The 25,681-nt window shown below is 54.2% G+C and carries 26 protein-coding genes; 11 read left to right on the forward strand and 15 right to left on the reverse strand.

The window, feature by feature from the left end; translation table 11 throughout:
• Positions 1 to 18: 18 nt before the first annotated feature.
• Positions 19 to 186: a YnfU family zinc-binding protein gene (locus FVB43_RS24875; protein WP_213202360.1), complete on the reverse strand. Its 168-nt coding sequence runs from the start codon at positions 184 to 186 to the stop codon at positions 19 to 21.
• Between the two features lie 34 nt (positions 187 to 220).
• Positions 221 to 469, reverse strand: coding sequence for a hypothetical protein (locus tag FVB43_RS10465; RefSeq protein WP_133846531.1), 249 nt, complete (start codon positions 467 to 469; stop codon positions 221 to 223).
• A 592-nt stretch (positions 470 to 1,061) separates the two neighbouring features.
• Between FVB43_RS10465 and FVB43_RS10470 the strand changes: the two genes are divergently transcribed.
• The 3 genes from FVB43_RS10470 (at position 1,062) to FVB43_RS10480 (ending at position 2,747) form a co-directional block, all read left to right on the forward strand.
• Positions 1,062 to 1,541, forward strand: coding sequence for a YciE/YciF ferroxidase family protein (locus tag FVB43_RS10470; RefSeq protein WP_167863943.1), 480 nt, complete (start codon positions 1,062 to 1,064; stop codon positions 1,539 to 1,541).
• A 177-nt stretch (positions 1,542 to 1,718) separates the two neighbouring features.
• Positions 1,719 to 2,168: a DUF4385 domain-containing protein gene (locus tag FVB43_RS10475; RefSeq protein WP_167863944.1), complete on the forward strand. Its 450-nt coding sequence runs from the start codon at positions 1,719 to 1,721 to the stop codon at positions 2,166 to 2,168.
• A gap of 168 nt (positions 2,169 to 2,336) precedes the next feature.
• Complete coding sequence (locus tag FVB43_RS10480) at positions 2,337 to 2,747, forward strand: hypothetical protein (protein WP_133846534.1); 411 nt, start codon at positions 2,337 to 2,339, stop codon at positions 2,745 to 2,747.
• 55 nt (positions 2,748 to 2,802) lie between these two features.
• Here the strand turns inward: FVB43_RS10480 and FVB43_RS10485 are convergent, their stop codons facing one another.
• Positions 2,803 to 4,329 carry an FAD-dependent oxidoreductase gene (locus tag FVB43_RS10485; protein WP_167863945.1) on the reverse strand — a complete coding sequence of 509 codons (1,527 nt, stop codon included), beginning with the start codon at positions 4,327 to 4,329 and terminating at the stop codon, positions 2,803 to 2,805.
• A gap of 48 nt (positions 4,330 to 4,377) precedes the next feature.
• Here FVB43_RS10485 and FVB43_RS10490 point away from each other — a divergent pair, with 48 nt between their 5' ends.
• Positions 4,378 to 4,893 carry a MarR family winged helix-turn-helix transcriptional regulator gene (locus FVB43_RS10490; RefSeq protein WP_197931276.1) on the forward strand — a complete coding sequence of 172 codons (516 nt, stop codon included), beginning with the start codon at positions 4,378 to 4,380 and terminating at the stop codon, positions 4,891 to 4,893.
• 48 nt (positions 4,894 to 4,941) lie between these two features.
• On the opposite strand, the gene FVB43_RS10495 is transcribed toward FVB43_RS10490, so the two are convergent.
• Positions 4,942 to 5,361, reverse strand: coding sequence for a GNAT family N-acetyltransferase (locus FVB43_RS10495; protein WP_167863947.1), 420 nt, complete (start codon positions 5,359 to 5,361; stop codon positions 4,942 to 4,944).
• 132 nt (positions 5,362 to 5,493) lie between these two features.
• Between FVB43_RS10495 and FVB43_RS10500 the strand changes: the two genes are divergently transcribed.
• A complete protein-coding gene (locus tag FVB43_RS10500) occupies positions 5,494 to 7,326 on the forward strand; it encodes a methyl-accepting chemotaxis protein (RefSeq protein ID WP_167863948.1) in 1,833 nt (610 codons plus the stop codon).
• Positions 7,327 to 7,387: 61 nt separating this feature from the next.
• On the opposite strand, the gene FVB43_RS10505 is transcribed toward FVB43_RS10500, so the two are convergent.
• Together FVB43_RS10505 and FVB43_RS10510 are read right to left on the reverse strand one after the other, a co-directional pair.
• Positions 7,388 to 8,596: a diguanylate phosphodiesterase gene (locus FVB43_RS10505; protein WP_133846539.1), complete on the reverse strand. Its 1,209-nt coding sequence runs from the start codon at positions 8,594 to 8,596 to the stop codon at positions 7,388 to 7,390.
• Between the two features lie 217 nt (positions 8,597 to 8,813).
• Positions 8,814 to 9,959, reverse strand: a complete 1,146-nt coding sequence (locus FVB43_RS10510) for a Gfo/Idh/MocA family protein (RefSeq protein ID WP_159338152.1) — start codon at positions 9,957 to 9,959, stop codon at positions 8,814 to 8,816.
• A 289-nt stretch (positions 9,960 to 10,248) separates the two neighbouring features.
• Here FVB43_RS10510 and FVB43_RS10515 point away from each other — a divergent pair, with 289 nt between their 5' ends.
• Both FVB43_RS10515 and FVB43_RS10520 read left to right on the forward strand, forming a co-directional pair.
• Entirely contained in the window at positions 10,249 to 11,127 is an 879-nt protein-coding gene (locus FVB43_RS10515) for a glucosamine kinase nucleotide-binding domain-containing protein (RefSeq protein WP_159338151.1), read from the forward strand.
• Positions 11,128 to 11,134: 7 nt separating this feature from the next.
• Entirely contained in the window at positions 11,135 to 12,262 is a 1,128-nt protein-coding gene (locus FVB43_RS10520; RefSeq protein WP_159338150.1) for an ROK family transcriptional regulator, read from the forward strand.
• A gap of 626 nt (positions 12,263 to 12,888) precedes the next feature.
• Here the strand turns inward: FVB43_RS10520 and FVB43_RS10525 are convergent.
• Both FVB43_RS10525 and FVB43_RS10530 read right to left on the reverse strand, forming a co-directional pair.
• The gene (locus FVB43_RS10525; protein WP_167863949.1) at positions 12,889 to 13,980 is read right to left on the reverse strand and encodes an ABC transporter ATP-binding protein; all 1,092 of its coding nucleotides are present in this window, start codon (positions 13,978 to 13,980) and stop codon (positions 12,889 to 12,891) included.
• 12 nt (positions 13,981 to 13,992) lie between these two features.
• The gene (locus FVB43_RS10530; protein ID WP_167864006.1) at positions 13,993 to 14,592 is read right to left on the reverse strand and encodes a GNAT family N-acetyltransferase; all 600 of its coding nucleotides are present in this window, start codon (positions 14,590 to 14,592) and stop codon (positions 13,993 to 13,995) included.
• Positions 14,593 to 15,122: 530 nt separating this feature from the next.
• Here FVB43_RS10530 and FVB43_RS10535 point away from each other — a divergent pair.
• Genes FVB43_RS10535 through FVB43_RS10545 form a run of 3 tightly spaced genes read left to right on the forward strand, consistent with a single transcriptional unit; the run spans position 15,123 to position 18,209 of the window.
• Positions 15,123 to 16,463 (forward strand): ABC transporter substrate-binding protein, encoded by a 1,341-nt coding sequence (locus FVB43_RS10535; protein ID WP_167863950.1) that lies wholly within the window; start codon positions 15,123 to 15,125, stop codon positions 16,461 to 16,463.
• A gap of 58 nt (positions 16,464 to 16,521) precedes the next feature.
• Positions 16,522 to 17,391 carry a carbohydrate ABC transporter permease gene (locus tag FVB43_RS10540; RefSeq protein ID WP_133846545.1) on the forward strand — a complete coding sequence of 290 codons (870 nt, stop codon included), beginning with the start codon at positions 16,522 to 16,524 and terminating at the stop codon, positions 17,389 to 17,391.
• A gap of 2 nt (positions 17,392 to 17,393) precedes the next feature.
• Positions 17,394 to 18,209 (forward strand): carbohydrate ABC transporter permease, encoded by an 816-nt coding sequence (locus FVB43_RS10545; protein WP_133846546.1) that lies wholly within the window; start codon positions 17,394 to 17,396, stop codon positions 18,207 to 18,209.
• 22 nt (positions 18,210 to 18,231) lie between these two features.
• Here the strand turns inward: FVB43_RS10545 and FVB43_RS10550 are convergent, their stop codons facing one another.
• The gene (locus tag FVB43_RS10550) at positions 18,232 to 18,381 is read right to left on the reverse strand and encodes a hypothetical protein (RefSeq protein WP_159338149.1); all 150 of its coding nucleotides are present in this window, start codon (positions 18,379 to 18,381) and stop codon (positions 18,232 to 18,234) included.
• Between the two features lie 245 nt (positions 18,382 to 18,626).
• Between FVB43_RS10550 and FVB43_RS10555 the strand changes: the two genes are divergently transcribed.
• Positions 18,627 to 19,166 carry a cytochrome b/b6 domain-containing protein gene (locus FVB43_RS10555; RefSeq protein WP_133846547.1) on the forward strand — a complete coding sequence of 180 codons (540 nt, stop codon included), beginning with the start codon at positions 18,627 to 18,629 and terminating at the stop codon, positions 19,164 to 19,166.
• A gap of 34 nt (positions 19,167 to 19,200) precedes the next feature.
• Here the strand turns inward: FVB43_RS10555 and FVB43_RS10560 are convergent, their stop codons facing one another.
• The 6 genes from FVB43_RS10560 to FVB43_RS10585 are packed head-to-tail and all read right to left on the reverse strand — an operon-like array spanning position 19,201 to position 25,158.
• The gene (locus tag FVB43_RS10560; protein WP_197931277.1) at positions 19,201 to 19,872 is read right to left on the reverse strand and encodes a flavin reductase family protein; all 672 of its coding nucleotides are present in this window, start codon (positions 19,870 to 19,872) and stop codon (positions 19,201 to 19,203) included.
• A 1-nt stretch (position 19,873) separates the two neighbouring features.
• Complete coding sequence (locus FVB43_RS10565; RefSeq protein WP_133846548.1) at positions 19,874 to 21,298, reverse strand: M24 family metallopeptidase; 1,425 nt, start codon at positions 21,296 to 21,298, stop codon at positions 19,874 to 19,876.
• A 23-nt stretch (positions 21,299 to 21,321) separates the two neighbouring features.
• Positions 21,322 to 22,146 (reverse strand): ABC transporter permease, encoded by an 825-nt coding sequence (locus FVB43_RS10570; protein WP_133846549.1) that lies wholly within the window; start codon positions 22,144 to 22,146, stop codon positions 21,322 to 21,324.
• Positions 22,139 to 22,966 carry an ABC transporter permease gene (locus FVB43_RS10575; RefSeq protein ID WP_167863951.1) on the reverse strand — a complete coding sequence of 276 codons (828 nt, stop codon included), beginning with the start codon at positions 22,964 to 22,966 and terminating at the stop codon, positions 22,139 to 22,141. The genes FVB43_RS10570 and FVB43_RS10575 overlap by 8 nt, the downstream gene beginning before the upstream one ends.
• A gap of 9 nt (positions 22,967 to 22,975) precedes the next feature.
• Positions 22,976 to 24,028 (reverse strand): ABC transporter substrate-binding protein, encoded by a 1,053-nt coding sequence (locus FVB43_RS10580; protein WP_167863952.1) that lies wholly within the window; start codon positions 24,026 to 24,028, stop codon positions 22,976 to 22,978.
• A gap of 14 nt (positions 24,029 to 24,042) precedes the next feature.
• On the reverse strand, positions 24,043 to 25,158 hold the full coding sequence (locus FVB43_RS10585) for an ABC transporter ATP-binding protein (RefSeq protein ID WP_197931278.1): 1,116 nt from the start codon (positions 25,156 to 25,158) through the stop codon (positions 24,043 to 24,045).
• Positions 25,159 to 25,681 lie beyond the last annotated feature (523 nt).

Consider the following 25,681-nt stretch of genomic DNA (forward strand, 5'->3'; position numbering starts at 1 on the left):
AAATAGGTGAAGTCGCGTTTACTGATGATTAACAATAAACAGTGATTTACAGGCAGGGCAAAGTAATGTCTGGTTTTGACGAATTTTGCTGGCTGCATGAGATGAACGGTGTCCACACAACGGGCACGTTACCGTCGATGTCGTTGCCGTGTTAATACGCTTCATAACATCACTAAGAAATGACATGGTACAGGCCTCACAAAACGAGAAATTAATTTCATTATGGCGATTTAGTTGTTTTTTTAAATTCTTTTATCCAGTTAGTGTAGAGATCTATCATTGCCACAATGTCTGTTCCTGGCGAAACATCACGGATAAATAATTTTGCTTTATTTTCATTGACATCAAAGGCATACAATGAAGTTTTGGCATTAAAGGTTCCATGATCGCCATCCTGAACAATGTTGGCATGATCGAATTTGATCAACGGCCACTTTTCCAGACGCGAGAAGAGATGATTTTTATCCATAACTCTCCGAATTAAAAGGAAAATAGATTTACCACAAAGAAAACAACACTAAAAATAAACACCCCTGCCGCAGCCTGATATGATGATTTTTAATGATTAAGTTTAGCCTTTGAAGGGTATTTATAAATCAACCTTCTTTTAACACTCTATACCCAGGGGGGGGGCAATGTCGTGTTAAATCCTTAAAATATCGAATTACACCTCAATCTCTGTTTTAATGGCGACAGGCGGTTGTTAAGCGCCTTTCTACTGCGCCATTCAGTACATACCACTACAATTTGGCTTTTTTCCTAATTTTCACAACTCCAAATCCATAAAAAAACCTGGAAAATAAAATTTCATCCTATCGTGGCAATATTCTATTTCAGCGCATTCCTTTTTTACTTTTTTCATCATGATTTTCATTTAAAATTTATCTGTCGCAATGGTCATGAAAACAGCCAGTTGCTAAAGCCCCGCGCTTCGCCTGAATGCAATAATAACGTCATTTATTTACCGCCCCTCTTTTTTTATCGTTCTTTTATTGTGAAGTACGCCAGGCTTGTTAGGTCAGCACTCTAATTATCCCTGCTACTTATTGGAAGAAAATATTATGACAATTAAAACGCTTGAAGATCTTTTTATTCATGAATTATCTGATGTTTATAGTGCAGAAAAACAGATATCCCGTGCATTGCCAAAAATGGCGCGGGCAGCAACAGACGAGCAGTTGGTCGCCGCTTTTAAGCTGCACCTGGAGGAAACGCGCGGACAAATTGAGCGCATCGATCAGCTGGTGGAGATAACGGATGGCGTAAAAATCAAGCGCATGAAGTGCCACGCTCTGGAAGGTCTGGTGGAAGAAGCGCAGGAGATTATCGACTCCGTTGAGGCAGGCCCGGTACGTGATGCGGGCTTAATCGGGGCCGCGCAGAAAGTGGAGCATTACGAGATAGCGACTTACGGCACGCTGTCGGCGCTGGCCACCAAACTCGGCTATAAAGAGGCGGCTCAACTGCTGAATGAAACCTTGCAGGAAGAAAAAGACAAGGACGATAAGCTGACAGCCATTGCACAACAGCAATCGGAGTGAGTTATGTTCAGACCGGTGCAGAACGACAACACACTATGACTGCCGGATAGTAAAGCGCGCGGGCTCCTTCGGGGGCCTTTTTGCCATTCAACGACGCCGTCACCGTTCAGTATGCCAGGCTTAAAGAGTGGCCTGATGGCCAGATAGCATCAACATGAAATGAAAGGACGTGCGTGAATGAAGGCATTTGACTACCAGCAGGATTTTAAACAGATCGACTTTCGCCAGCATCCTGAGCAATACCAGGTCGGACGCGGTGAACAGGGGGTATTGATGGTTGAACCTTACAAAAGTGAGATTCTGCCGCACTGGCGGTTCAAGACCGTAGCCCTGGCTGAAACATCGTCCGAAAAGATCATGTCACTGTTTGAAGACTACCGCACTCACGATGATTTTGTCGGTATGGACATGGCCCGGAAGTTTATACAGATGGGCTACACGCGCGCCCGGCGTTATGCCAATCATAAAGGCGGGAAGAAATACGATGCCGATGGCAAGCTGCTGCCTTATGAAGTTAATGAGGAGAAAGCGGCTGCCGCCGCTGTATTTAAAACCTGCTGGGATAAGATCCGCGCCGATAAAGACTATCTTGCGCGTAAGAAAAAACATCAGCAGGCGTTTGGCTAGCAGGGCAGAAGACATTCTCGTATTCCAGGAAAAACCACTAGAGACGTAATCTCATATAATTGTTAAGGTTTAAGTCTCTTTGGCTTCTACATTCAATGTACCCATGACAGAGGTTTACAGCCATCCAGAAATTGCCAGGAAAAATAAAACAGAAGCGAGCACAGCAAAATGGAATTAATGAAATGCTTAATAGCTTCAATTTTGTTGATTCTCCCTTTATCACTGCAGGCTGGTGTGGAAATCACTCATCTGGAGATAGTGGAAAGCGGTCATTCGGTGGAAGACACTAAAGACGATCCCAATAACTATCGGATGATTTGTAAAGGCTGGAACCCGACCAAAGATCAATTGATCGATTTTTTTGCTAAAGCGCAGGTATCGGATCAAGGCTATAGATGGTTACACGACTATTACTCTCCTTGTATCGCGACGGGAACGGTCATTTTTAAGGATGGATCTTCTGGGGAGTGGGGTATTTACGATACTGGATATGGGTCTGTAGATTTCAAGGACGGAGCAAATAACATCGTAAAACAAAAGTATTTTCTTAATTTAAACAATCAGTGGTTGAAGGAATGATCCGCGCCGATAAAGATTATCTGGCGCGGAAGAAAAAACATCAGCAGGTGTTTGGCTAGCGCGCTGTGTTCCGTTGTAACCCGAGTGAAGCCGATAATCCTACGCGGGTGAGGTATTCTTCCAGCGCGGAAAGCTGCTCCGTGACGATAATCGCGCCGATATAACCATCCGGGCGCACCAGCAGCCAGTCACCAGCAGCCGGAGCGTAGGCATCGAGGAAGTGGTTTCCGTCATCAATCAGATCGCCACTCATGCCAATAATATGTTGGTTCAGGCCTGGCCGTGGCTGAACGATATGGCGAGCGGCCTGATAACCGATTAGCGTCCAGTGTGCTCCCTGATAAAGTTCAAATGCGCGGACCCGCTGGCCGTCAGCACGGAGAAGCGGCGCATCCGGCGCCCGATCCCCCGCATGGACACCACCCGTGCGTGCGGGCATCTCCAGCGCCAGATCAGGATCGCAATACCCCAGATCGAGCTGATGCACCTCCCGCCCGCGCCGCAGGTCACCCTGTTGTGCCGCGCTCAGTAGTTGGGTAGACAGATCCAGCATGGCAGCGGCAACGGGACGGCGCTCCTGCTCATAACTGTCCAGCAGGGACGCAGATGCTCCCCCGATGACGGCGTGCAGTTTCCATCCCAGGTTATAGGCATCCTGCACGCTGGTGTTGAGACCCTGACCGCCAGTTGGCGGATGAATATGAGCCGCATCGCCGATCAGGAAAACCCGGCCCACCTGGTAGCGTGCGGCGAGCCGCGCATTCATGCTGTATGCGGATGCCCATGACACCGCATGAAGATGAATATCTTTGCGCCCGGTGCGCGCAGTGATCAGGGATTGCAGCCCTTCAGCGGAAAGGTCAACCTCGCCCTCCAGCGGGAGAGGCCCCTGGATTTGAAACAGATCTGTCGCGGCCAGCGGACAGAAAGCAATTTGTCGCTCCCTGTCGCCGTCACCGAAGCGGTGCCAGACATCACGCTCAAGCCCCGTCATCAAGACATCGGCAACCAGGGCACGCACGCCAAGGGTCTTGCCAGGGAAACTGATGTTCAGCGCATGGCGGACATCACTTTTACCGCCATCCGCCCCCGTCAGCCATTGCACCCGCAGCGTCTCTTCACCGGCCGGGCCCTGGATACGCGCGGTTACCCCCTCTGGATCCTGTTCAAACCCAAGCAGCTCACAACCGAATTCAACCTGATGCCCCAGCTCTGCCAGCCGTTCCCGCATCACCTGTTCCGTTAAGTATTGCGGTAGCATCAGCGGATGTGGCCAGGGTTCCGCAGGGGATGGCGTACGTTGTTCGACAATATGTGCTTCCGTCTGACTGCCATCAGGATGATAGCGTCGTTCAGGCGGATAGAGACTGGCCAGCCGGTTAATGCCCTCGATAATACCCAGATCCTCGAAAATCTCGAGGGTACGTGGCTGGATGCCCTTGCCACGGGACCCGTGGAAGGGGATGGTTTTCTTTTCAATCAGACGAAAGTCGACGCCCCTGCGTGCAAGGTCGATTGCCAGCGTCAGGCCAGCAGCGCCGGCACCACAAATCAGCACCTCTGTTGCATGTTGCTCTTTCATACGCCACCTCATTATGTGTAATATGCACATATTTAGAGGAAGGGATAATTGATGTCAACAAAAAGCATGCAAAATACACATATTAACGATCAGCTTCGCGAACTCCATGGTGCATTACTTGAAATCGTCGGGGTGATGAATCGCCCTCAGCGCGATGAGGCGCTGGTTCGGGCGGCAGGTATTTCACTCGATCGCGCGCTGTTTCCGTTGCTGGTTCTGATAGAGCGCTTAGGTCCGACAGGTATTGTCGAACTCGCGGATCGGGTAGGGCGCGACTACACCACCGTGAGCCGACAGGTGGCGAAAATGGAAAGTCTGGGGCTGGTCAACCGTCAGCACAGTGCCGCCGATCGCCGCATCCGCGAAGCGGTGATCACGGAAAGTGGCAAAGCCATGACCCATCGCCTTGATGAGGCACGTAAAAAAATCGGGCAGGCTATTTTTGATCAATGGGATGAGCAGGATATCAGCGATCTGGTGAGGCTGATGCGCCGCTTTGCCGACGATATTAAGGACGACCGTCATTTTGAGCACATCTCCCCACCCGGGCAGAAACCGGTTTAAGCCACGGGACGGGTCGACGGGTTACCCATAGCCCTCGACGCGTTCCCGCTACGTAAGGCGTTTAGTCAGATAATGACGCTGCTTTCCCGGGTCGGGAAAATCGGGCAATGTCATTTGCAGTACAAATCCCTGCTTTTCATAAAAGGGCAGTGCCTGAAAGCTGAAGGTATCAACGAGAACATGCTGTGCACCTTTTGATTTCGCTTCTTCTTCCGCTATCTGAATCAGTTGAGCGCCAACGCCCGCGCCTCTGATATTTTCGCTGACCCATAAATAGTCAATCGACAGCCAGATCCCCACCAGAGACGCCATCACTCCCCCGATGATAATGCCCTGTTGATCGCGGCAAAAAACGCCGACAGGTCCCCAGCCGCTTTTATCAATAAACTGGCGGTTATATCCTCTCAGCCCTTCTAGCAGCGCTTCTCTGTCTGCCTCAGGGATATCGCCAACCCGGGTAAATTCCATTCATCAGTCCCTCTGAAATTGTGACCATTACGTGATAATTAAGTAACTAAATAAACTGTTTATTTAACAAATCCTGCCGATAACTGAGCGATTTTCTTAAACAATTGTTGTTCAACAACGGAAGGTTATCCAATGAAAAAGTTGTTTGTTTACTTTGAAAATATGAGCGTTGGGAAAAAATTGATGACAGGTTTCGGCATTGTGCTGATCCTCAGCATCGCTGTCGCACTCTGTGGCATTAAGAATCTTAATGATATCGCTGTCCGGGCAGAAAAAGTTCGTATGCTGAAACTCGTCACCGATCAGTTTGCGCTGGCGAAGGATACGCGTATGCAATTTATTAAAACCCATGACGAGCAGTTTATCATCGCTAATGATAAACACTTGCAGCAAATCGAAACCGAGATCGGCCTGCTGAAACAGCTGCCCTGGCACCCTGAGCAGTTGACCTTGCTCAACAGCCTGACCGGACTGATCGCGGAGTATCGTGATAAACGAGCCCAAACGGTGCTTGAAACCCAAAAACGCGTTCAGATAGCCGCAGCACTTTCTATCAGTAACGAGAAAAATGCGATCGCGCAGATTTCTTCAGGCTTTGCAGGCCGGGCTGATGCAGCAGCGCTGGAAGCAGCACTGTCTGAGGTGAACAAGCATCTTGATGGCGTCTCAACCCGCTTAACGCTGCTGGAATTGCAAAATACGGAAGCCGCGCAGAATGCGTTAACCGGTTTCCTGGCAGAGTCCGTGCAGTTAATACAAAATCTGGTGCCGCAAATGACGCCTGACAACAGCGAACGTTTACAGAACATCGCCAGTGTACTGAATCAGAAAAAAGAGAGCGTGGCGGGCTATCGCACCTCATTCCTGGCAGAACAGGAGGCGACAGGCACGTTGGCGAAGGCGGGTTCCAGCCTCACGACCATTAGCGGTCAGCTGTTTGAAGACGAGATCGGTGCCACGCAAACCGATATCGACGACGCCATCTTCTGGATGACGATCATTCTGCTGGCGGCGGTGATCATGGGCGTAGCCACCACCCTGATTATCACCCGTCAAATCACCACGCCGTTATCCGCCATTCTGGCCTTTACTCAGCGTATTTCTGGTGGGGACCTCAGTACCAGCCTGACCACCTCGCGCCGCGATGAGATGGGCACACTGACTAATGCCATCGGCGGTATGAATGAAGATCTGCGCCGCATCATCGGTGATATTCGCAACGGTGTTGCACAGGTGAACATGGCTTCTGCCGAGATTGCCGATGGCAATAATGATTTGTCTTCGAGGACGGAAGAGCAGGCTGCCGCACTGGAGCAGACCGCTGCCAGCATGGAGCAGTTAACCGCCACGGTTAAGCATAACGTTGAGAATATCCATCATTCCACCAGCCTTGCCCAGACCACGGCGGAAATGGCCAATAAAGGCGGGGTAATTGTCAGCCAGGTGACGGAAACCATGCGGGCGATTACGGCCAGTTCGACAAAAATCAGTGATATCACGTCAGTCATTAACAGTATTGCGTTCCAGACCAACATTCTGGCACTGAATGCCGCAGTTGAAGCTGCGCGTGCCGGGGAGCAGGGGCGCGGTTTTGCTGTGGTGGCCAGTGAAGTCAGAAATCTGGCGCAGCGCAGCGCCGAGGCAGCGAAAGAAATTGGCGGGCTGATTGAGGCATCGGTCAGGCAGATCGATCTGGGGGCCGGGCTGGTGGAGCAGGCAGGTGGCACCATGCGTGACATTGTCACTTCTGCGGAGAGCGTAACCGGCATTCTACAAGAGATTGCTCAGGCTTCCGACGAACAGAACCGGGGTATTTCGCAGGTGGGCGTAGCGATTAACGAGATGGATAATGTGACACAACAGAATGCGGCGCTGGTTGAGCAGTCGTCATCAGCGGCAAATTCCCTGCGCGATCAGGCGGAGGGTCTGCTGCATTCCGTTTCGCGCTTTACCACCGCGGCATAAGGCGGTAACACTCTTAACCTAACCCCGGCACGGCAGAGAGCAGCGCCGGGGTTAGGCCGCATCAAACTTTATGCGGCCAGGCCACGGCAGGTATTCCATTAAGCAGCGGCCGGGCAAAAAGGTAACCCTGGAAATGGCGGATACCTGCGGCTTCCAGCCAACGCCACTCGGCAGCGGTTTCCACGCCTTCTGCCACCACGGTGATCTCCAGTGAGGCGCAGCAGTTCACGATAGCCTGAACAATTGCCTGCTTAGGGCCATTGGTATGAATCGCTTCGATCAGACAGCGGTCGATTTTCAGCTTTTCTGGCTGAAGGCGGGCCAGCAGTGATAACCCGGCAAATCCCGCACCAAAATCGTCAATCGCCAGGCTGATCCCGGCATGACGTAGCTGATGGATGGCTTTTTCAAACTCATCGAAACGGGAAATAAACTCATCTTCGGTCACTTCAACTACCACCTGTTCCGGCACCAGACCATTACGGGCGATTTGTTCCAGCAATATATTCACCGCATCAGGCAGCATCACCAGCGACATTGGTCGCAGGTTCACCGCGATTTGCGCGCTGCCAATATCCATTTGCCTGGCCAGCGCAAAGGCGACATCTTTGGCATGGAGATCGGCTTCGTAGAGTTTATCGGCCGGAATGGTGGCGAAATAATCCGCGGGGGAGCCGCCGGAAGCACTGCGGATCAGGGCTTCCAGATAGCTTATTTTCCCTGTGGCCGGTTCAACAACAGGCTGTAGTGCAAACTGGCAGGCTGCCTGTTCAGATGCCACCGGCACGACCTGGACTGACGGTGCCCGGCATTGAAAATCCCACTGCGCGCTGTCATCAGGCTGGGCCAGATCGTTTTTACGCGGGCCTTTAACAAAGGTTCGGATGAATTTAAACACCCGATCACCGTAAGTGAGCAGGTATCTGGCGGTGCCCTGGTTCAGGACCTGCTCAATGATTGCCTCAGCGCTGGCATTGCGCATATCAATCACCGCCATGCCCAGCTTGCCGAAACGGCGATCCGGCGCATAATCACGCATCAGTTGCACAATCTGGGTGTGCCGGGAGTCAGCACAGACGCGGTGGAACACCTGATCAATCGACTCAGAAGGACCTTCCAGTATCTGAAAGAAATAGTCGCCGTCGAAAAGTAAAATTCCGGTGACATTGACCGTTTCATTAAAACGTTGCGCTTTAGCCGCAAGGCGTTCCAGAAAATGCGGACTGACGCTTTTGCACAGGCGACTACGATAAATAAGCGTCGTTAACATACATTCCGGACCTGATAGAGAGGTGAGCCATTTTGTCTTAGAGAACGAATCTATCGCAGACTCCGCCTCTGCCGCAAGCAAGCGTTAATGCAGATGGACGTAAAAAAACCGGCCCGAAAGCCGGTTGAGGGAACGTGCCAGTCTATCAAGTGATAACAGCCTGTCCGGCAAGGGGGGTAACACACCGGATCAGGAGAGGTGCAAACTCACCTCCAGATTACCCCTGGTGGGCATCGAATTTTTTCCAGGTTTCCGTTAAATCAATGACCTGACGTGTTTTTCTCGCTTCATCAATCTTAATCGCGGTCAAACCGGCTTCCAGTGCATCTACCACGGAGACTTTCAGCGGCGTTCCCTGAGTGATGTGTTTGACGATCTCTTCCGCCATCAGTGCATCGGCACCGTAATGACCGTCGTACGCATTGCCACCGTAAGAGGTATCCACTTCTTTTTCGCCCGTACGCGCGTTGTGAACGCGGAAGTAGTTACGCACAAAGTCCCCTTCGGCCATACCGTCGGTGCCCATCACGCAGAAACGGCGGAACTCGTCAGGCACATTCAGATTGGCATGGAAGGACAGGGTGGCACCGTTGGCGTATTCAATGATCGCTGTCTGGTAGTCAACAATATCAGCGTCGCTGTCAAAGACGGCATCCGTGCTGGACCAGCCGCTCGGTTTCTCGTGATAAATCTCGGATGCTGCGGTGATCGCGCCCTGCGGGGCATGTTGGGGAGTGAACGACTTACGGCCGCCAAAGCTGGCCACCCGCACCGGGCGTTCAGCCATCAACCCCTGATAGAGGTCGATATCATGGCAGCATTTTTCCAGAATGTAGGGACCGGCATACTTCTCCAGACGGCGCCAGTCACGCTGGAAGAATGCACCGTGGTAAGGCTTGATGTGTTCGGTGGCTTCCATCGAGGTGATTTCGCCCAAACGGCCCTGATCGCGGGCGGCCAGCAGATCGTGGTAGAGCGGGGAGTAACGCAGTACCAGACCGACCAGAATACGTTCCTTGCCGTACTGGCGCACCAGCTTCGCCATCTCCATCGTCTGTTCTTCGTTAATCACCACCGGCTTTTCAGTGAACACGCGGTAACCCGCCGCCAGCGCCTGGCGAATATGTTCCAGATGCATAAAGTTAGGGGAACCCACCAGAATCAGATCGAGTTCACCCGCTTGCAATAACGCCTCGATGGAATCAAAGGCCGTACCGGGTGCAATACCGAAGCTGGCCAGATTAGGCAGCCCCGCCGGGGCGGGATCGAAATAGCCGGCGATTTCAAACGATGGGTCGGCTTTGCTGAACTCGTGAACCACATGGGACAGGCGAAAACCAAGACCGATAATGCCTACTTTCATGTTAAAACCCCTGACGGAAATGCATGAGCGTGAGGTGAAGGCCAGTTAACCGTATGCAGACAGGTTCGCTGGAGATTATCTGACCACCAACTTATTACGGCAAGAAAACTAATGTCAACACGCGCACTGAGACATTTCACCAGGTTATTGGTTAATGCATTGTTATAAAACATTTTTAATGAAGGTGATTTTCGTCATATTTATTTGTTATTGCGATTTAAGTTTTTTTCACCTATCGTTCGGTCAATAATGAAACAACGATTCACAGCGATTAACGTGGGAGCAGCCCGTGTATTCTGACTATCTCCTTGGTATTGACGGCGGTGGCACCCATTGCCGTGCAAGGCTGACCGATAAACAGGGCGTTCTACTGGCCGAAGTGACGGGGGGAGCGGCCAATGTCTGGTCAGACTTCGCACAGGCCATCGACAGCGTTGAGCAGTTGATCGCCCGGGCGATGGCCACGGCGGGCCTTCCGCCTGATGCATTGAAGAAAACCGCGCTGGTGGCGGGTCTGGCAGGGGCCAATGTCGCTTCCGTTGCTGCGCAGCTGGCAGACTGGCAGCCCGCCTGTGCCTCTTTGCAGGTGCTGAGTGATGTTGAGATCGCCTGTGCAGGCGCTCACGCAGGCAGCGCGGGTGCGGTGTTGATTGTCGGCACCGGCAGTCAGGGTGCCGCCTGGGACGGTGAACGCTTTACGCTGCTGGGCGGTTGGGGGTTTGCACTTTCCGATCAGGGTTCGGGAGCCGAACTGGGCCGTCGGGCGTTGCGGCAAGCGCTGCTGGCTCATGAAGACCTCATTGTCAAAACCGACTTTACCCAGACCGTGATGGCGCGTTTTCAGCACAGCGCGGAAACCATGCTGTTGTGGACACGTACGGCAACGCCGGGCGACTGGGCACGTGTGGTGCCTGAGGTGTTTAGCGCTGCCGCCGCGCAAGACCCTCATGCGGTAAAATTAATCCGGCAGACTGCCGAGGATATTGCGATGATAGTCCGCCGCCTGCGCCTGCTGAGCAGCGGTCATATTGCACTGATGGGCGGGCTTGCTGCGCCGATCGAACGCTGGCTGGATGATGATATCCGGGCGCTGCTGGTACCGCCGCAACAGGATGCACTGGCAGGCGCATTGCTGCTGGCCCACTATCACGCTTCATTTGCTGAATAAGGGAACGATGACAGCGCCAAATGTAACCGCGCGCATTCTGCGCCTGATTGTTGAAAATGCCCCGATCAGCCAGTCCGACCTGAAAGTACGCACCGGGCTGAGCATGTCGACGGTCTCACAGGCCACTAACCGGCTACTGGCTCAGGAAATTATTCAGGAGCTGGGGCTGCGGCGGGTGTCGATGGGACGGCCGAAAACGCTGCTGGGACTGAATCCTGAACGCGCCAGCGTGGTCGGTATTCAGCTTAATGCTGAACGCAATCTGATCGTGATGACGGATCTCAACGGGAACTTACTCGGTGAACAGCAGATCCCGTCGGGATCTATGACGCCACGCCAGCTCAGTGATGCGCTGGCGAAATTTTTACGTGGCGTGGAGGGAAAGCGCGTCAGTGCCATCGGGCTGGCGCTGTCCGGGCTGGTCGACGCGGAGCAGGGCATCTGTATCCGCTCTAATGTGCTGGACTGGGATAACGTGCCGATTGCGCAGCTGCTGTCCGAGCGTTTCTCGTTGCCGGTGTTTATTGAGAATGATGCGAATGCGATGGCGATGGCTGCCATGGTGTTTGGTCAACTGGGCAATGTGCACTCTGCGGTGATTGCCACCTACGGTAAAGGGATTGGTGCCGGCATTTTGCTGGATCGCCAGCTTTATCGTGGCCGACATGGTAAAGCGGGGGAGATTGGTCACGCACTGCTGGGTGATGGCTCGATGCGCCTGTTGGAGGATGTCGCTTCTTCCCGCGCTATTCTTCAGCGCCTGGCTTCAGGTCAGGCAAGCAAATCAATGACGCTGAAGTCGCTGGACGCGGCACCCACGCCGGATGCGCTGGCGGCACTGGAGGAGGCGGGGCGCCATTTAGGCATTTCGCTGGCGAATTTGTCCATTGCCTATGATCCTGACGTGGTGTATCTGGCGATGGAGCCGCAGATGGCCTCACGCATCCTGCTCGACCATATTACCCTCAACTTCCAGGCTTACCGCCTGAAGCTGACGCCGCAAACCACGCCCCTGCAATTTTTGACTGAATCCAGCCGTATGTGGGCGCTGGGGGCGGCCGGTTTTGCGATCAATAAGCTGTTGGATTTGCTGGCGGCGCAGGCGAATGATGAGGCAGAGAATCCCGTTAGTTAGTGGGTCAAGGGCGTTTCGCTTTCCCACGTTGTGGGCGAAGCGACCAAAGGGCGGCAGTCGCCCCGCCCTTTGGAATCCACGCTTGCGGCAGGCGCTGCGCCCGTTTCACGGGTGCCTTCGCAAGCGTTGCTCACCGACGGACCGCTCGTGACGGCACTTCCCTGTGCCGGCCCGAGCTTTCACCGCCGTCCTGGCGGTTCATCCTGGTTCACATCGCTTCCTCAGCGCAGCTTAATTGCCGCCTCAACATCAAAACCCAAAATCTAAAGAAATTAAAACACCAACAAAAGCCAAGAATGGTTCTTTTGTGTTTGGTTTATTTTTAGTCCGTCTTTGATTGTTCTTTTGACCTGGCCGTTGACCTTTTGAGCGGCAATTAAGCCTCGCCGAAGGAGGGCGGATTTCCAGGACGAGCCAACAGGACGTCGGCGAGAGGGCGTGCCGGGACAGGGATGTCCCGTCACAGCCAGTCCGGCAGGAAAGCCAACCGACTGAGGGAACCCACGAAGTGGGCGATGCGCCTGCCGCAAGCCCTGGGTCGCTCAGCCCGCGACAGCGGGAAAGCGAAACGCCTTTGACCTGGCCGTTGACCTGGCCTTTCGGGTCGCCCCCTACGTCAGGCCACTTCAGCGCACTCGCTGCCCCTGCTCATCGAACACCAGACAATGCGTTGGCGGGATCACCCATTCCACCCGTGTACCGATCTCCCGCTGATGCACTTCGCGCTCCTCCACCACCAGCATCTGCTCATCCCCGGTATTCAGATAGAGATAGTTAGTGTGCCCCAGCAGCTCACAGTAGGTCAGCTCCGCACTGAACTGCGAGGGGCTGGCGCTGTCTTTCACCGGCTGGAAGTGCTCAGGGCGAATACCCAGACGCATTTTCTGCCCTTCGTGGCAGGGGGTATTCAGCGCCAGCGTCAGATTATCAATGCCCAGCGACGGCAGACGCAGTTGCACCTGGCCTTCACGGGTCGCAACCACCTGGGCATCAATGAAGTTCATCTTTGGCGAACCGATAAACCCGGCGACGAACAGATTGTCCGGGTTGTGATAGAGATCCAGCGGTGTACCCACCTGTTCAATGCGCCCCTGACGCAGCACCACAATGCGATCTGCCAGCGTCATCGCTTCCAGCTGATCGTGGGTCACGTAAATCATCGTATTCCCGAGGGAGGCATGCAGGCGGGCAATCTCAATACGCATTTGAAGGCGCAGTTCCGCATCCAGATTCGACAGAGGTTCATCGAACAGGAAAATACGCGGTTGGCGAATAATGGCACGCCCGATGGCCACACGCTGACGCTGGCCGCCTGAAAGGGCACGTGGATGCCGATCCAGCAGTTCGGTCAGATGCAGTTTTGCCGCGGTTTCGGCAATGGCGCTGGCGATCTCGGCTTTAGGCCGTTTGGCCACCTCAAGTGGATAGGCCAGATTGCCACGCACTGTCATATTCGGGTACAGCGCATAGGACTGAAAGACCATCGCCACACCGCGTTCGGTCGCGTGACGCTGGGTCATATCCTCTTCATCAATCAGCAACTGACCACCGCTGATCTCCTCCAGCCCGGCAATCATTCTCAGCAACGTGGACTTACCGCAGCCAGAGGGGCCGACAAACACCACAAACTCACCGCTGTTAATCGTCAGGTCGATACCTTTGATGACACTGATGTGATCGTAAGACTTTTGAACGTTCTGCAATCGCAAACTGGTCATGAACTGCCTCACTCAAAGTAACTGGCCCATATAAATGGCATTGCTGCGCAGCAGAGGCTGGAAGCCCAGGCGCTGATAGAACGCGCACACCTGTTCATTTTGCAGGCTGACGCCAAGATGCACACCACCGACACCCGCTGCACGCAGGGCATTCAGTTGATGTTCAATCAGTTTGCGTCCCCAGCCCCCTTTCTGTTGCGCAGGTAACAGATTGATATGGAGATGAGCAGGATAGAGCGTGACCAGTTCCCCGGCGGCAGCATCAGGATGGCGAATACTGTTGAGCACGTTGGCATCCAGCGCAGCCTCAGGCTCACGGTGGCGATATTTTTCCTGTAATTCAGGCCACCAAACGTTGTTTAGCGTGGCTTCAAAGGCGCGCGTATCAGGGGCGGCAACCACATAGCCCATCACCTCACCCTCCACATCCAGCACGAACGCGAAGTCGGGCGCAAAGCGCGCATAGGGAACAGCAAAACGTTGCCCGGGGTACTCCGGGTCGGAATAGAGCGCACTGGCATCAACCCCCGCATTCGCCGTTTGCAGGCAAATTTGGTAGAGCGCCGGATAGTCGTCCGGGGTGGCTGCACGGATCACAGGGTCATTATTCATCATCAATTCTCGTTGGTCAGCAGATGAGCAATTTCAACGTTAATGAATGCCGACTTAGTTTTCAAGATGAAATAATTGCGTGACATCACAAAGCAGACGTAATAGTGCATCATTCTGCTCACCGATAACCACGGTCATCCGCCGGGTACGCCTTTAGCACTGCGGCCTGCGCCTTTCCTGGTGTAGTGGCACCCGCAACGCGACCGGAAAACATATGATTTTCGTATGGTAAAACAGGAGGTTAGTTTTCCCCAATTTTTATCAGCTTAAGATGCTGGCAACAGGGAGATAAGCGGAGTGAATCACAGGCTATCGACCGCGTCTGCGTGATGGCATGCTGAATCGGTGCACAATATGTTGCTTTTATGCACGCGCTCACAGCGCTGTAAATCGCTACAGGCGGTGTTTGACTTTATTTTCCTATTAAAGTAAGTATGAAGGGGTGCATTAATAATCGTAGCTTCAATCTGCGGGATTGGCAGATGTCGACATGAAAGGATGCCCATTCAGTGATGGAGAAACCGAGCACTATGTCTAGTTCATCCGTTCGTTCGTCCCAGTTTCGCACTTCGGTGCGCCTGCTCTCACGTTTGATAGCGGCCGGCGCGCTGGTCGGGTGCATGGCGCAAAGCGCCCATGCCGTCACGCTTAATGAATGGGATATCTATAACTATCCTCAGCAGACCGCCGCAGTTGATGAAGGGATAAAAGAGTTCTCACAGAAAAACCCGTCAATTGTGATCAACCGATCCGTTCACTCGTTTGAAGATACCCGCATCCCGCTCAAGCTGGCGCTCACCGCTGGCGATGGTCCGCAGATTGCCCAGGTCAATCAGGGCGGCGGCGATATGGGGTCATTGGTGAAAGACAAGCTGCTGGTGCCGCTGGACGGTTATGCAAGCATCTATGGCTGGACCAAACGCTTCCCGGATTCCATCCTGAAACGTAACCGCTGGTCCGACACGCAGGACTTCGGCAGCGGTAAGCTGTATGGCGTGGCAAGCCTGGGGGAGATGGTCGGGCTGTATTACAACAAAGCGCTGCTGGATAAAGCCGGCATTGCCGTGCCGAAAACGCTTCCTGAACTGGAAAGCGCAATGGCCAAACTGAAAGAGCAGGGCGTGGCCCCGATGATGCTGGGTCTGCTCGATGGCAATATGGGCCAGCAGATGCTGAGTACACTCTGGCAGGCGCAGATCGACAGTAAGGATCGTAAAAAGCTGGATGACCTTATCTATGATGTTGGTGGCACCTTTAAAGATGACAAGCTGAGCCGGGCGGCAACGATGATGAAGAACTGGAACGAGAAAGGGTACTTCTTCCCGGGCTTCCAGGGCATCGGTAACGATGATGCCGCAACACTGTTCCAGAACGGGCAGTCGGCCTTCCTGATCAGCGGGACCTGGTATCTCGGCCAGTTTAAAGATAATAAAGATCTCCACTTTGCCGCGATGCCTGCAGGCGAGGGCGTACAGCATGCGCTGATGGTCGGGGGCACCGATTTAGCGTTCTCCGTGACCAGCACGGCGAAGGATAAAGCGCAGCAGGATGCCTCGGCGAAATTTATCGATTATATGGTGTCAGATGCCATGGCCGACCGCTGGTTAAAAGCCGGTTTCCTGCCGGCCAGCTCCAGTAAGAATGCCCAGGTTCCTGCGGATAACGTGCTGCTGAAAGAAGCCTGGCAGGTGTGGTTAACCCTGAATGAGAATGACGGCCTGGGCCATTATGTGGACTGGGCGACGCCGACCATGAACGCGGAGCTGAATCAGAATGTTCAGCTGCTGCTGGGAGGGCGTCAGACGGTCGATAAGATGGTGACCAATTTCGATAATAACTATCAACGCTACCTCAAAAGCATGAAACATTAAGCCGCATTGCCCGGCAATCCTGCCGGGCAGTCAGACGTTCTGGCCTGTGAGTCCGTTTATGTTGAATCTAAGCCCCTGGCGTAATTTTCTTTATCTTCTTCCTGCGGTGCTGGTGTATGGCGTCTTTTTGCTGCTGCCACTGTTGGCATCGCTGGGTATCAGCTTTACCGAATGGGACGGTACCTCGTCCCCGGTATTTGCCGGTATCAGTAACTATATGCGGATGTTCAGCGATCCGGTGTTCTGGATTGCGCTGGGGAACAACGCCCTGCTGATGCTGTTTTATACGCTGCTGCCTATCGGCATTGGGCTGCTACTGTGCAGTTTCCTGAATGATATGCGCAGCAATACAGAACGCAGTCTGCTGCGCATCCTGTTCTTCCTGCCGTACATTATGCCGATGGCGGTACTGGGCGTTGTATGGCGCTGGCTGTATAACCCGGCCTTTGGCCCCATCGATCAGCTGTTGCGCGCCATCGGCCTGCCACATCTGGCGCTCTCCTGGCTGGGCGATTTTACCTGGGCGCTGCCCGCCGTTGGTATGGTCGCGACCTGGTATTTCTTCGGCTTTTGTCTGGTGCTGTTTATGGCGGGCCTGCAACGTATGGATCCGTCACTGTTGGAAGCGGCCGATCTTGATGGCTCGTCAAGACGACAAAAGTTTATGCGCATCACGCTGCCGGGGTTAAGACCTGAGGTGCGTATCGCACTGCTGCTGACGGTGATCGCCAGCCTGAAAACGTTCGACCTGGTGTATGTGATGACGCAGGGCGGCCCCGGCACCTCGACCATGGTCACCAATATCTTTATGTATAAGCAGGGCTTCGACCTGCACTATTTCGGCTATGCCTCTTCGGTTGCGGTCTTCAGTATGGTGATCGTCTTGCTGATTAACTGGCTGATTCATCTGGCGTTAAAGGAGCGTTAATCATGCACAAAACGCCGGTAAGTTCCCGTGCGCTGATCTGGGTGGTGGCGCTGCTCACCGTGCTGCCGTTTATGCTGGCGCTGCTGACTTCATTTAAAACGCAGATGGAGCTGTTTCAGGGTGTGTTTACGCTACCTGGCTCTTTCAATGTGAAAAATTACATCACGGCCTGGCAGCAGGGGCATTTTAATGTCTATTTCCTGAACTCTGTGCTGGTGGTGATCCCGGTGGTGGTGTGCAGTATTTTTCTCGGCATTCTGGCGGGGTTTGGGTTCGCCTGGTTGAAGATCCCCGGTAAGAAAGTGATTGCCGCGATGTTTGCCCTCGGCATGGTGCTACCGAGCGAGGCGTTTATCATTCCGCTTTACCATGAGTTGCGCTGGATGGGGCTGACCAATACCTATCTGGCGTTGATCATTCCGCAGATCGCGCTGTCGCTGCCGTTTACCACGCTGATGATTGCCAGTGCGTTTCAGCAGGTGCCGAAAGAGCTGGTGGAAGCGGCGGTGATGGACGGCGCATCACGGGTGAAAATTCTCTGGGGGTTGCTGGTGCCCGCCATCGGGCAGACGCTATCAACGCTGGCGCTGCTGCTGTTTATCTGGACGTGGAATGAGTTTTTGATGCCGCTGATTCTGGTGAATAAAGATGAGCTGCGCACGCTACCCATCGGCATGATGTTATTCCAGAACCGCAACACCATTGATATTCCGGTGCTGATGGCCGGCGCGATGATCGTTATCCTGCCGTTGATGGCGGTGTTTTTAATCTTCCAGCGCAAGTTTATCAGCGGCGTGACCGAGGGCGCGGTGAAATAGGGGGCTGATATCCCCCATCCTGTTAACGACCTTTTTCTTTTCTGACTAATGCCGGGTAACTGTATTCCGCCGCGTTCCCGGTGCGGATGTCTAAGACCGTGTAACGGGCATCCGGGAAACGGCCTGCTTTGCCGGTTACCAGCAGGGCGCGGCCGCGCTGATCGTTAAACATCTTTCCCGCAGGGAACCTGGGGGCGTCCGGGTTTTTACAGGGGCAGTCAGAGCGGCATGTCATGATGGTGCCTCGCGATGGCAGAGGGATAACAGGAATAGGTCCGGGTGATATTGTGCCACAGCGGCGGCCAAAACGTCGTGGTGGAACGAGGTTTTTTGGCGCCTATCGGTAAATTTTGCCTGTGGTTAAAACGTGTTAGCCGGATATACTGCGCGCAAACTTATTCAATGACTCTGCGGGTAATGCAAAAAAAATACACTTTCCCTTTGATTGCGCTGCACTGGCTGACGGTGTTTCTGCTGCTTCTGGCTTATGGTTCCATTTTGATCAGCGACTATGCACAGCCGGGAACCTGGCACGGTTATGCTATTGCAGTGACCCACGTGACCGCCGGGGCAACGGTGCTGATTACCATGATCATGCGTTTGATGATCCGTCTGCGCAAACGATCGCCCGCGATTATTCCCGCGCCGAAACGCTGGCATACCGCGCTGAGCCATTTAACCCATACCTGCATTTACGCACTGTTCATTTCCCTGCCCGCGCTGGCACTGACCTCCCATTACTTCTGGGGCGGGGAGTGGAGCCTGTACGGACTGCCGATGCCCGTGGCCGCCGTGCCCGATACTGAACTGTCGGAAACGCTGATCCACTGGCACGCCGTACTGGCGCCCCTCGGCTACTGGCTGATTGGTTTACATGCGCTGGCGGCACTGGTGCATCACTATATTTTTCGTGATAACACCCTGATCAGGATGATGCCATCACGGCAAAAAGGCTGACCGGACGGTGGCCCGGCCGCCAGAAGACCTGAGCTTATTCCACGGCAGGTTTTACCGCGACATCCCGCTGCGCCCACTCCTCGCTGCTCAGGGTTTTGATATCGAACTGGTCGCGTGTGCGGGTATAGGTGTGCCCGCCCATGCGGCCAACGGCATCCATCAACTGCTGGTCGATGTGCAGGTTTTCCAGGTTAACCGCATCGCTGCGGACATAAACGCCCAACACTTCACCGAGGATAATCTCGCGCGCCGGGCCCACCTGTAAAGTGGTATGGCGACGGCACTCCAGCGCGGCCGGGGCGGCCAGAATCCGCGGACTGCGCACCATTTTACCGGGTGTAGTTTCCAGCCCGGCTAACGCTAGTTCGTCCACCTCAGGACCGAATTTAATCGCGCAGATCTCCATCTGTTCAACCAGTGCATCATCCACGATATGCACTGTAAATTCCCCGGTTTCACGGATATTACGCGCCGTATCTTTAAAACGCATATCCGCATAGTTTTCCACGCCGATGGCGACAATCGCCGGGTCATGCGTCAGTACGTTAAAGAAGCTGAACGGCCCGGCATTGGGCATACCGTCCTTGCTCAGGGTGGTGACCAGCGCGATGGGACGCGGGATTACCGTCCCGATGAGCAGCTTATAGCGATCGCGTTCGCCCAGCTGGGCAAAGTCAAACCAGGTATGTCCCGGCATATTTTTCATTTCAGACTCCGGCAGTTATGCGGTGAGTGTCCAGCGGGGTATGGCGGCTGAGGTTTTCAAACCCCTCTTTCGTGACAACGTAACAATCACCGATATTGCAGCCCGCTGACAGCGGCTCCAGCCACTGTGTGTGCATCACGAAAATCATGCCTTCTTCCAGACGATCGTAGTTATGAGAGGAGATGTTGAAACTGTTCTGACCGCCCGCCATGCCGACCGAATGGCCCAGGTTTGGGTTATGCGGCCCATGCGTTGCCGGGTAGACGTGCATCAGCCTGCGACCCTGGGCTTCATAATCGGCATCAGGCACATACTGCTGTGGGATCAGACGCGCTGTTCCGTCGGGCATCGGTGACCAGTTATAGGGCATGGTGCGCGCCTCCGGGGAGGTCAGCAGCCCGGCATCAATCATCGGTGCAAACGCCGCGTTGTTAATATCACGCATCAGCGCCCCCGGTTTAATCAGTTTTTCGGCCTGCTTCACGCCAGCGGTACAGGCGGCCAGCACCCGCTCCTGACGTTCAGTTATCTCACCCACCGCAATCATCCGCGCGGTCTGAGCGGTATAGCCGCGCCAGGTCACGTTGGAAATGTACAGATTGATCAGATCGCCCGGCCGCACAACGTGACCATAAGGTTTGCCGCAGTGGGTGCCGAACTCGTTAATGCCGATCTGATAGCCATCACCCGTTTCACCGCCGAACGCCAGCTGCGCACAGCTGAAGGCCGCATAGATTTCATGATCGGTGACGCCCGGTTTCGTTACATGGTAGGCCGCCTGGGTGCCAATGCTGATGAGCTGTGCGGCTGCGCGGAACATCTCAACTTCACGCGGCGAGCGGACCTTCTGCAAACGCTCAAGGATGGCACTATCCTCAACATATTTCGCGGCGGGTGTCAGCGATGCCAGCGCCGCCCAGAACGTTAACGAGGTCCGATCACCGATTTTACCGATCTGCGCTTTTGACAGCCCGAAACGGGCCAGCACCTCAGCACATTTTTCTGCCGTTTTGACCACCGAATCGCCGGGGCGGTCGGCATATTCGCGGCCAATCGGGCCAATTTGCCAGATTTCATCAACCAGCAGCGGCTCACCACCGGGGGGAAGCAATACCGACTGCGTGAAAAAGGAGAGCAGTACCAGCGGTTTGTCACTGTCGGTCGGGACGATCAGCACGCCTTCACGCATCCAGTCACAGAGATAGCGCAGCCAGGGGTTAGAGGCATGGAACCAGCCAACGCTCCCGGCATGGACGATAATCGCATCATGTCCCGCTTCCACCGCCTGACGACGCACTTTACGCAGACGTTCTTCGAACTCTTCTAACGGTAACGGCAGCGGCGCTGAAAATTCAAAATCCGGCTGGAAATCGGCCAGCAGCGCGCCAATGCGATAGCCAGCGGCCTGAGTCGCACGAGTATTCATAGTCTTTCCTTGTCGTCAAAAAATCAGGGTTGCTGTGGTCGCGGTGCCAGCACGCGCCGGGCGACCAGCAGACCAAGCAGGGTGATCGCGATTAAAATCCCGGAGATGGCCGCAACACGAACGTCGAGCGACTCCTCGATCAGTGCGAACATACGCAGCGGCAAGACGGTGGTGCGGGCATCGGCAAGGAACAGCGAAACCGAGACATTATCCAGAGACTGAATAAACACCAGAAACGCCCCTGCCATAATGCCCGGCATCAGCAGCGGTAAGGTGACGCGGCGCAGCGTCATAAACCAGCTGGCCCCCATCGTGGCCGAGGCTTCCGCCAGCGAAGGATTCATCCCCTGCGCCACCACCGACACGGCGCGATACATCAGGGGGCCAAACACCACCACATGGCCAAGAATGGTCAGCCACAATGACGGCGGGAAGCCGATAAAATTGGCAACAATCAGCGCAGCCAGCCCGTAGACCAGACTTGGCAGCACCAGCGGTGCCAGCAGCAACGGTTCTATGGTGCTGACATTTCTGCGCTTCATCCGCGTCATACCGATGGTGGCAGGCACGGCGAAGATCAGCGCACCCAGTACGGCCAGGGCGGCGATTTTTAACGAGTTTCCGGCGGCAACGTGCTCCGTGGCTGACCGGACCGGATCTAACAAGGCCTCGTACCAGCGCAGAGAGAAACCCTGCGGCGGGTATTTCAGGGTCTGCCCGGAGGTGAATGACATCATCAGTGCAATCACTATCGGGGCCACCAGATAGATCACGCAAAGCGAGCCAAATCCGTAGACAAAGAGCTTATACAGCAGGCCGGGAACAGGGTTTTCGCGTCGATTAAGCATGACCGTTCAGTCTCCGGTGGCGTGAAATCATCGTGAGTGCGACCAGCAGGCACCCGGTGGACACCAGGAGCACCACGGCAATAGCGGAAGCCAGCGGCCAGTCGAACAGCGTACCCACTTCGCGGTAAATCAGCTGAGGGACATACACATTACGCGCGCCGCCAATCACCGCCTGGGTAACGAATGAACTGCTGGTACTGGCAAATACCAGTATCCAGCCTGCCAGCAGGCCCGGCAGCATCAACGGCAGCAGCACGGTGATCAAAATTCGCCATGCGCCCGCTCCGGACACCTGAGCGGCTTCGGTCAGTTGATAAGGTGTGCGTGAGAGAATGGCGATCAGCGGCAGAATGATCAGCGGGAGATCAATCTGGCACATCGCCATCACCAGTCCGGTTTCGGTGAACATCAGGCTGGTCGGCATTCCCGTTATCCCCATGGCCATCAGCGCCTCGCTGATCGGCCCCTGGCGGCCAAGGATGACAATCCAGGCAAAGGTGCGTACCACGTTACTGGTCAGCATCGGGATCAGCGTCAGGAAGATCAGCACCTGACGTAAGTGACGCCCGCTGTGCCAGTAAAGCAGGGCAATCGGCACGCCCAGCAGTGTCGTTCCTATGACCGTTTCAATCCCCAGCCTGGCGGTGTTCATCAGCACACGGAAGTTAAAGCTATCACCAAAGAAACGCGCGTAATGGCTTAACGTGACACCGTCACCGGACGTGAAGCTGAAACCAACCAGAACCGCCAGCGGTGTGGCAAAAAACACCAGTGAAAGCAATAACATGGGGACAACATAAGCAAAGCCGCTCTGTTTCATCACATCACCTTAACCGGCAACCAGGGAATCAAACTGGCGTATCCAGTTATCACGGTTTTTGTTAATCGCAGCCCAGTCCGGGTAGACCAACGATTTCAGCTGCTCACGCGTGACATAGGCAGCAATTGCCGGTGTCAGGGCGACGTTTTTATTGGTCGGGAACATCTCGACGGGGGGTTGCATCAGTGCAGTTTGTGCCGCCTTAGAGATGGCGGCATCCATATAGGCATAGGCCGCATCGAGATTTTTACTGCCTTTTGTGAGATGAATATTCACCGGGGCGGCCGGTGAGCCACTCTCCGGGTGCACGAACTCCGCGTTTAACCCCAGGCTTTTCAGTCGCGCCACATTCCCGGTACTGCACATAAACACGGCAATTTCACCCTGCTGGAACAGCGTCATCTGATGGTTGGTACTGTCAACGATGCTCGTCAGCTGCTCCGGGTGTTCCTTAAACAGTTTAAAGACCGCGGCCATGTCATCCGGGCCTGTCCCGTAAATTTTTGCCAGCTCGGTATACGCCATGACGGCGGTGTTCGAGGCAAATCCGGTCCAGGACACCAGGCCTTTGTATGCCGGGTTCTCGAACAGGTCGCGGTAGCCTTTAGGGCGCGGCACCAAATCGGGATTGTAGGCGATGCCGTTAACCTCAACGGTGACCGTCGGGCCATATTCGCCCTGAAATGCCGGATCAAGCAGGTTCCAGTTTTTCAGGCGTGACGGATCAATTTTCTGGATCAGATCCTTTTCAATAGCGACTGTCATCTGTCCAGGCGACATCAACAGCGTGTCGTAAGGCGGGTTTCCGGGGCTGGCCAGCACTTTTGCCAGCTGGTCCTGGGCCATCGCAGGGGACACCGTCAGGTCAAAACCCTCTTTTTTCAATATCGGCGTCAGGATAGTGCGATACGCATCTTCCCAGTTTCCCGGGAACGTCGCGGCGACGGCGGTTCCACTGCCTGCGGCGGCAAGCGCACGCAGTGAAAACGGCAGCATGGCGGAAGCGGCGACACCCGCCATTAACTGACCGAACCGACGACGACTGATTTCTACATTTTTCATAGTGTTCACCTGGGTTATTGATTCATGGGAAGCGGTTCAGCCGGGAAGGCATGACAGCGGGCAGTGTCAATCTCAGCAAAAAGTTGGGATCCGGGTTGGGGGATAAACGTTGATGGTCCTCGTACCTCTGACGCTTTCAGACGAGTGCCGTCTTCCAGTGCCAGGTCATGCAGCAGCGTTGGCCCGAGCGGCACCGATACTGTCATGCGTACGGGCTGGGTGTTTTCCCCAGGCTGCAAACAAAGCCGCACCTCTTCAGGACGGAAAGTCAGCGTCACTTTTGAACCGGTAGTGAAGTTCAGACGGCGCGGCAGGCGCACGGTGCTCTGGTCGGGCAGGCCGATCAATGTGGTGTCGTTATCGAAACGCAGCACGGTCCCTTGCAGCTGATTGGTCTGACCGATAAACGTATTCACGAACAGCGTTTTCGGCTGGTCATAGACCGCCATTGGCGTATCGATCTGTTCGACGTTCCCTTTGTTCATCAGGACCAGACGGCTGGCGAGACTCTGCGCTTCTTCCTGGTCGTGAGTGACAATCAGCGTGGTAATGCCCAGGGTTTTTTGCAGGTGCAGCAATTCAACCTGCAGATCGAAACGCAGCGCCCGATCCAGCGCGCCGAAAGGCTCATCAAGCAGCAGCAGTGAAGGGCGGCCAGCAATGGCGCGGGCCACGGCAACACGCTGCTGCTGGCCACCGGATAGCTCACGCGGCAGGCGATGACCAAACTCGTTCAGTCTCACGAGGGAGAGCATCTCCGCCACGCGTTGCTTACGTTCCGCGCGGGATATCTGCTGACAGGCCAGCGGATAAGCAATGTTCTCTGCCACGGTGAGATGGGGGAACAACGCATAGTTCTGGAATACCATGCCGATGCCGCGAGCCCTGGCTGACACGTTGGCGAGCTCCTGGTCCCCCAGAACAATTTTGCCTGTCTTTGGCTGGATCAGTCCGGCGATGGCTCGCAGCACGGTGGATTTACCGCATCCGCTTGGCCCGAGCAGCGCCACAATTTCACCCGGTTCAATGGTAAATGACACATCACTCACCGCGTTGTTGCCACCGTAACTGTGGGTCAGTCCCTGCACGCTCAGGCGCTTACGTTCAAGGGTATGTTGCTTATCTTGCATAGGGCTTCCCTGGTGATGAGTCGCTGTCATAAGACGAATGGGTTGATGACAAGGAAACTGCAAGCCGTATGCCAGATTGTTGGGGGAAGGGGAGGGAAACTCCATAATGGATTGAAATAAAACAATTATTAATTTAAATCAAAGTTTCGCAAATCTGTGCGAATTAAATTACATCTTATAATTCGAAAGAAAATTCCTTACGTGAAATGACGATTGTGGTGCAGAAAGGGCATTATTTTGGTGCAAATAATCACCAGGATCGCGCAGAAACAGACGATAAAATCCCCTTTTTTCGCAAAATGATCGCCCATAAAGATGACGGAAAGCCCGTTCTGTCAGGTTTCTGACGTACTGACAGTGCAATTACGATGATGTGATATGAATATTTATGCGAAAGTTTGTTATACAAAATAAAATAAAAAATATAGAGATTAATTATCAATGAGATACGTTAAATATCATGACGAAAAAGGGTCGATGGCATAAGGCTTGCAACCTCCTGAGCTATCAGTCAGTGATTTGT

The sequence above is a fragment of the Erwinia rhapontici genome, assembly GCF_012271765.1.
In the GTDB taxonomy this organism is placed as follows: domain Bacteria; phylum Pseudomonadota; class Gammaproteobacteria; order Enterobacterales; family Enterobacteriaceae; genus Erwinia; species Erwinia rhapontici.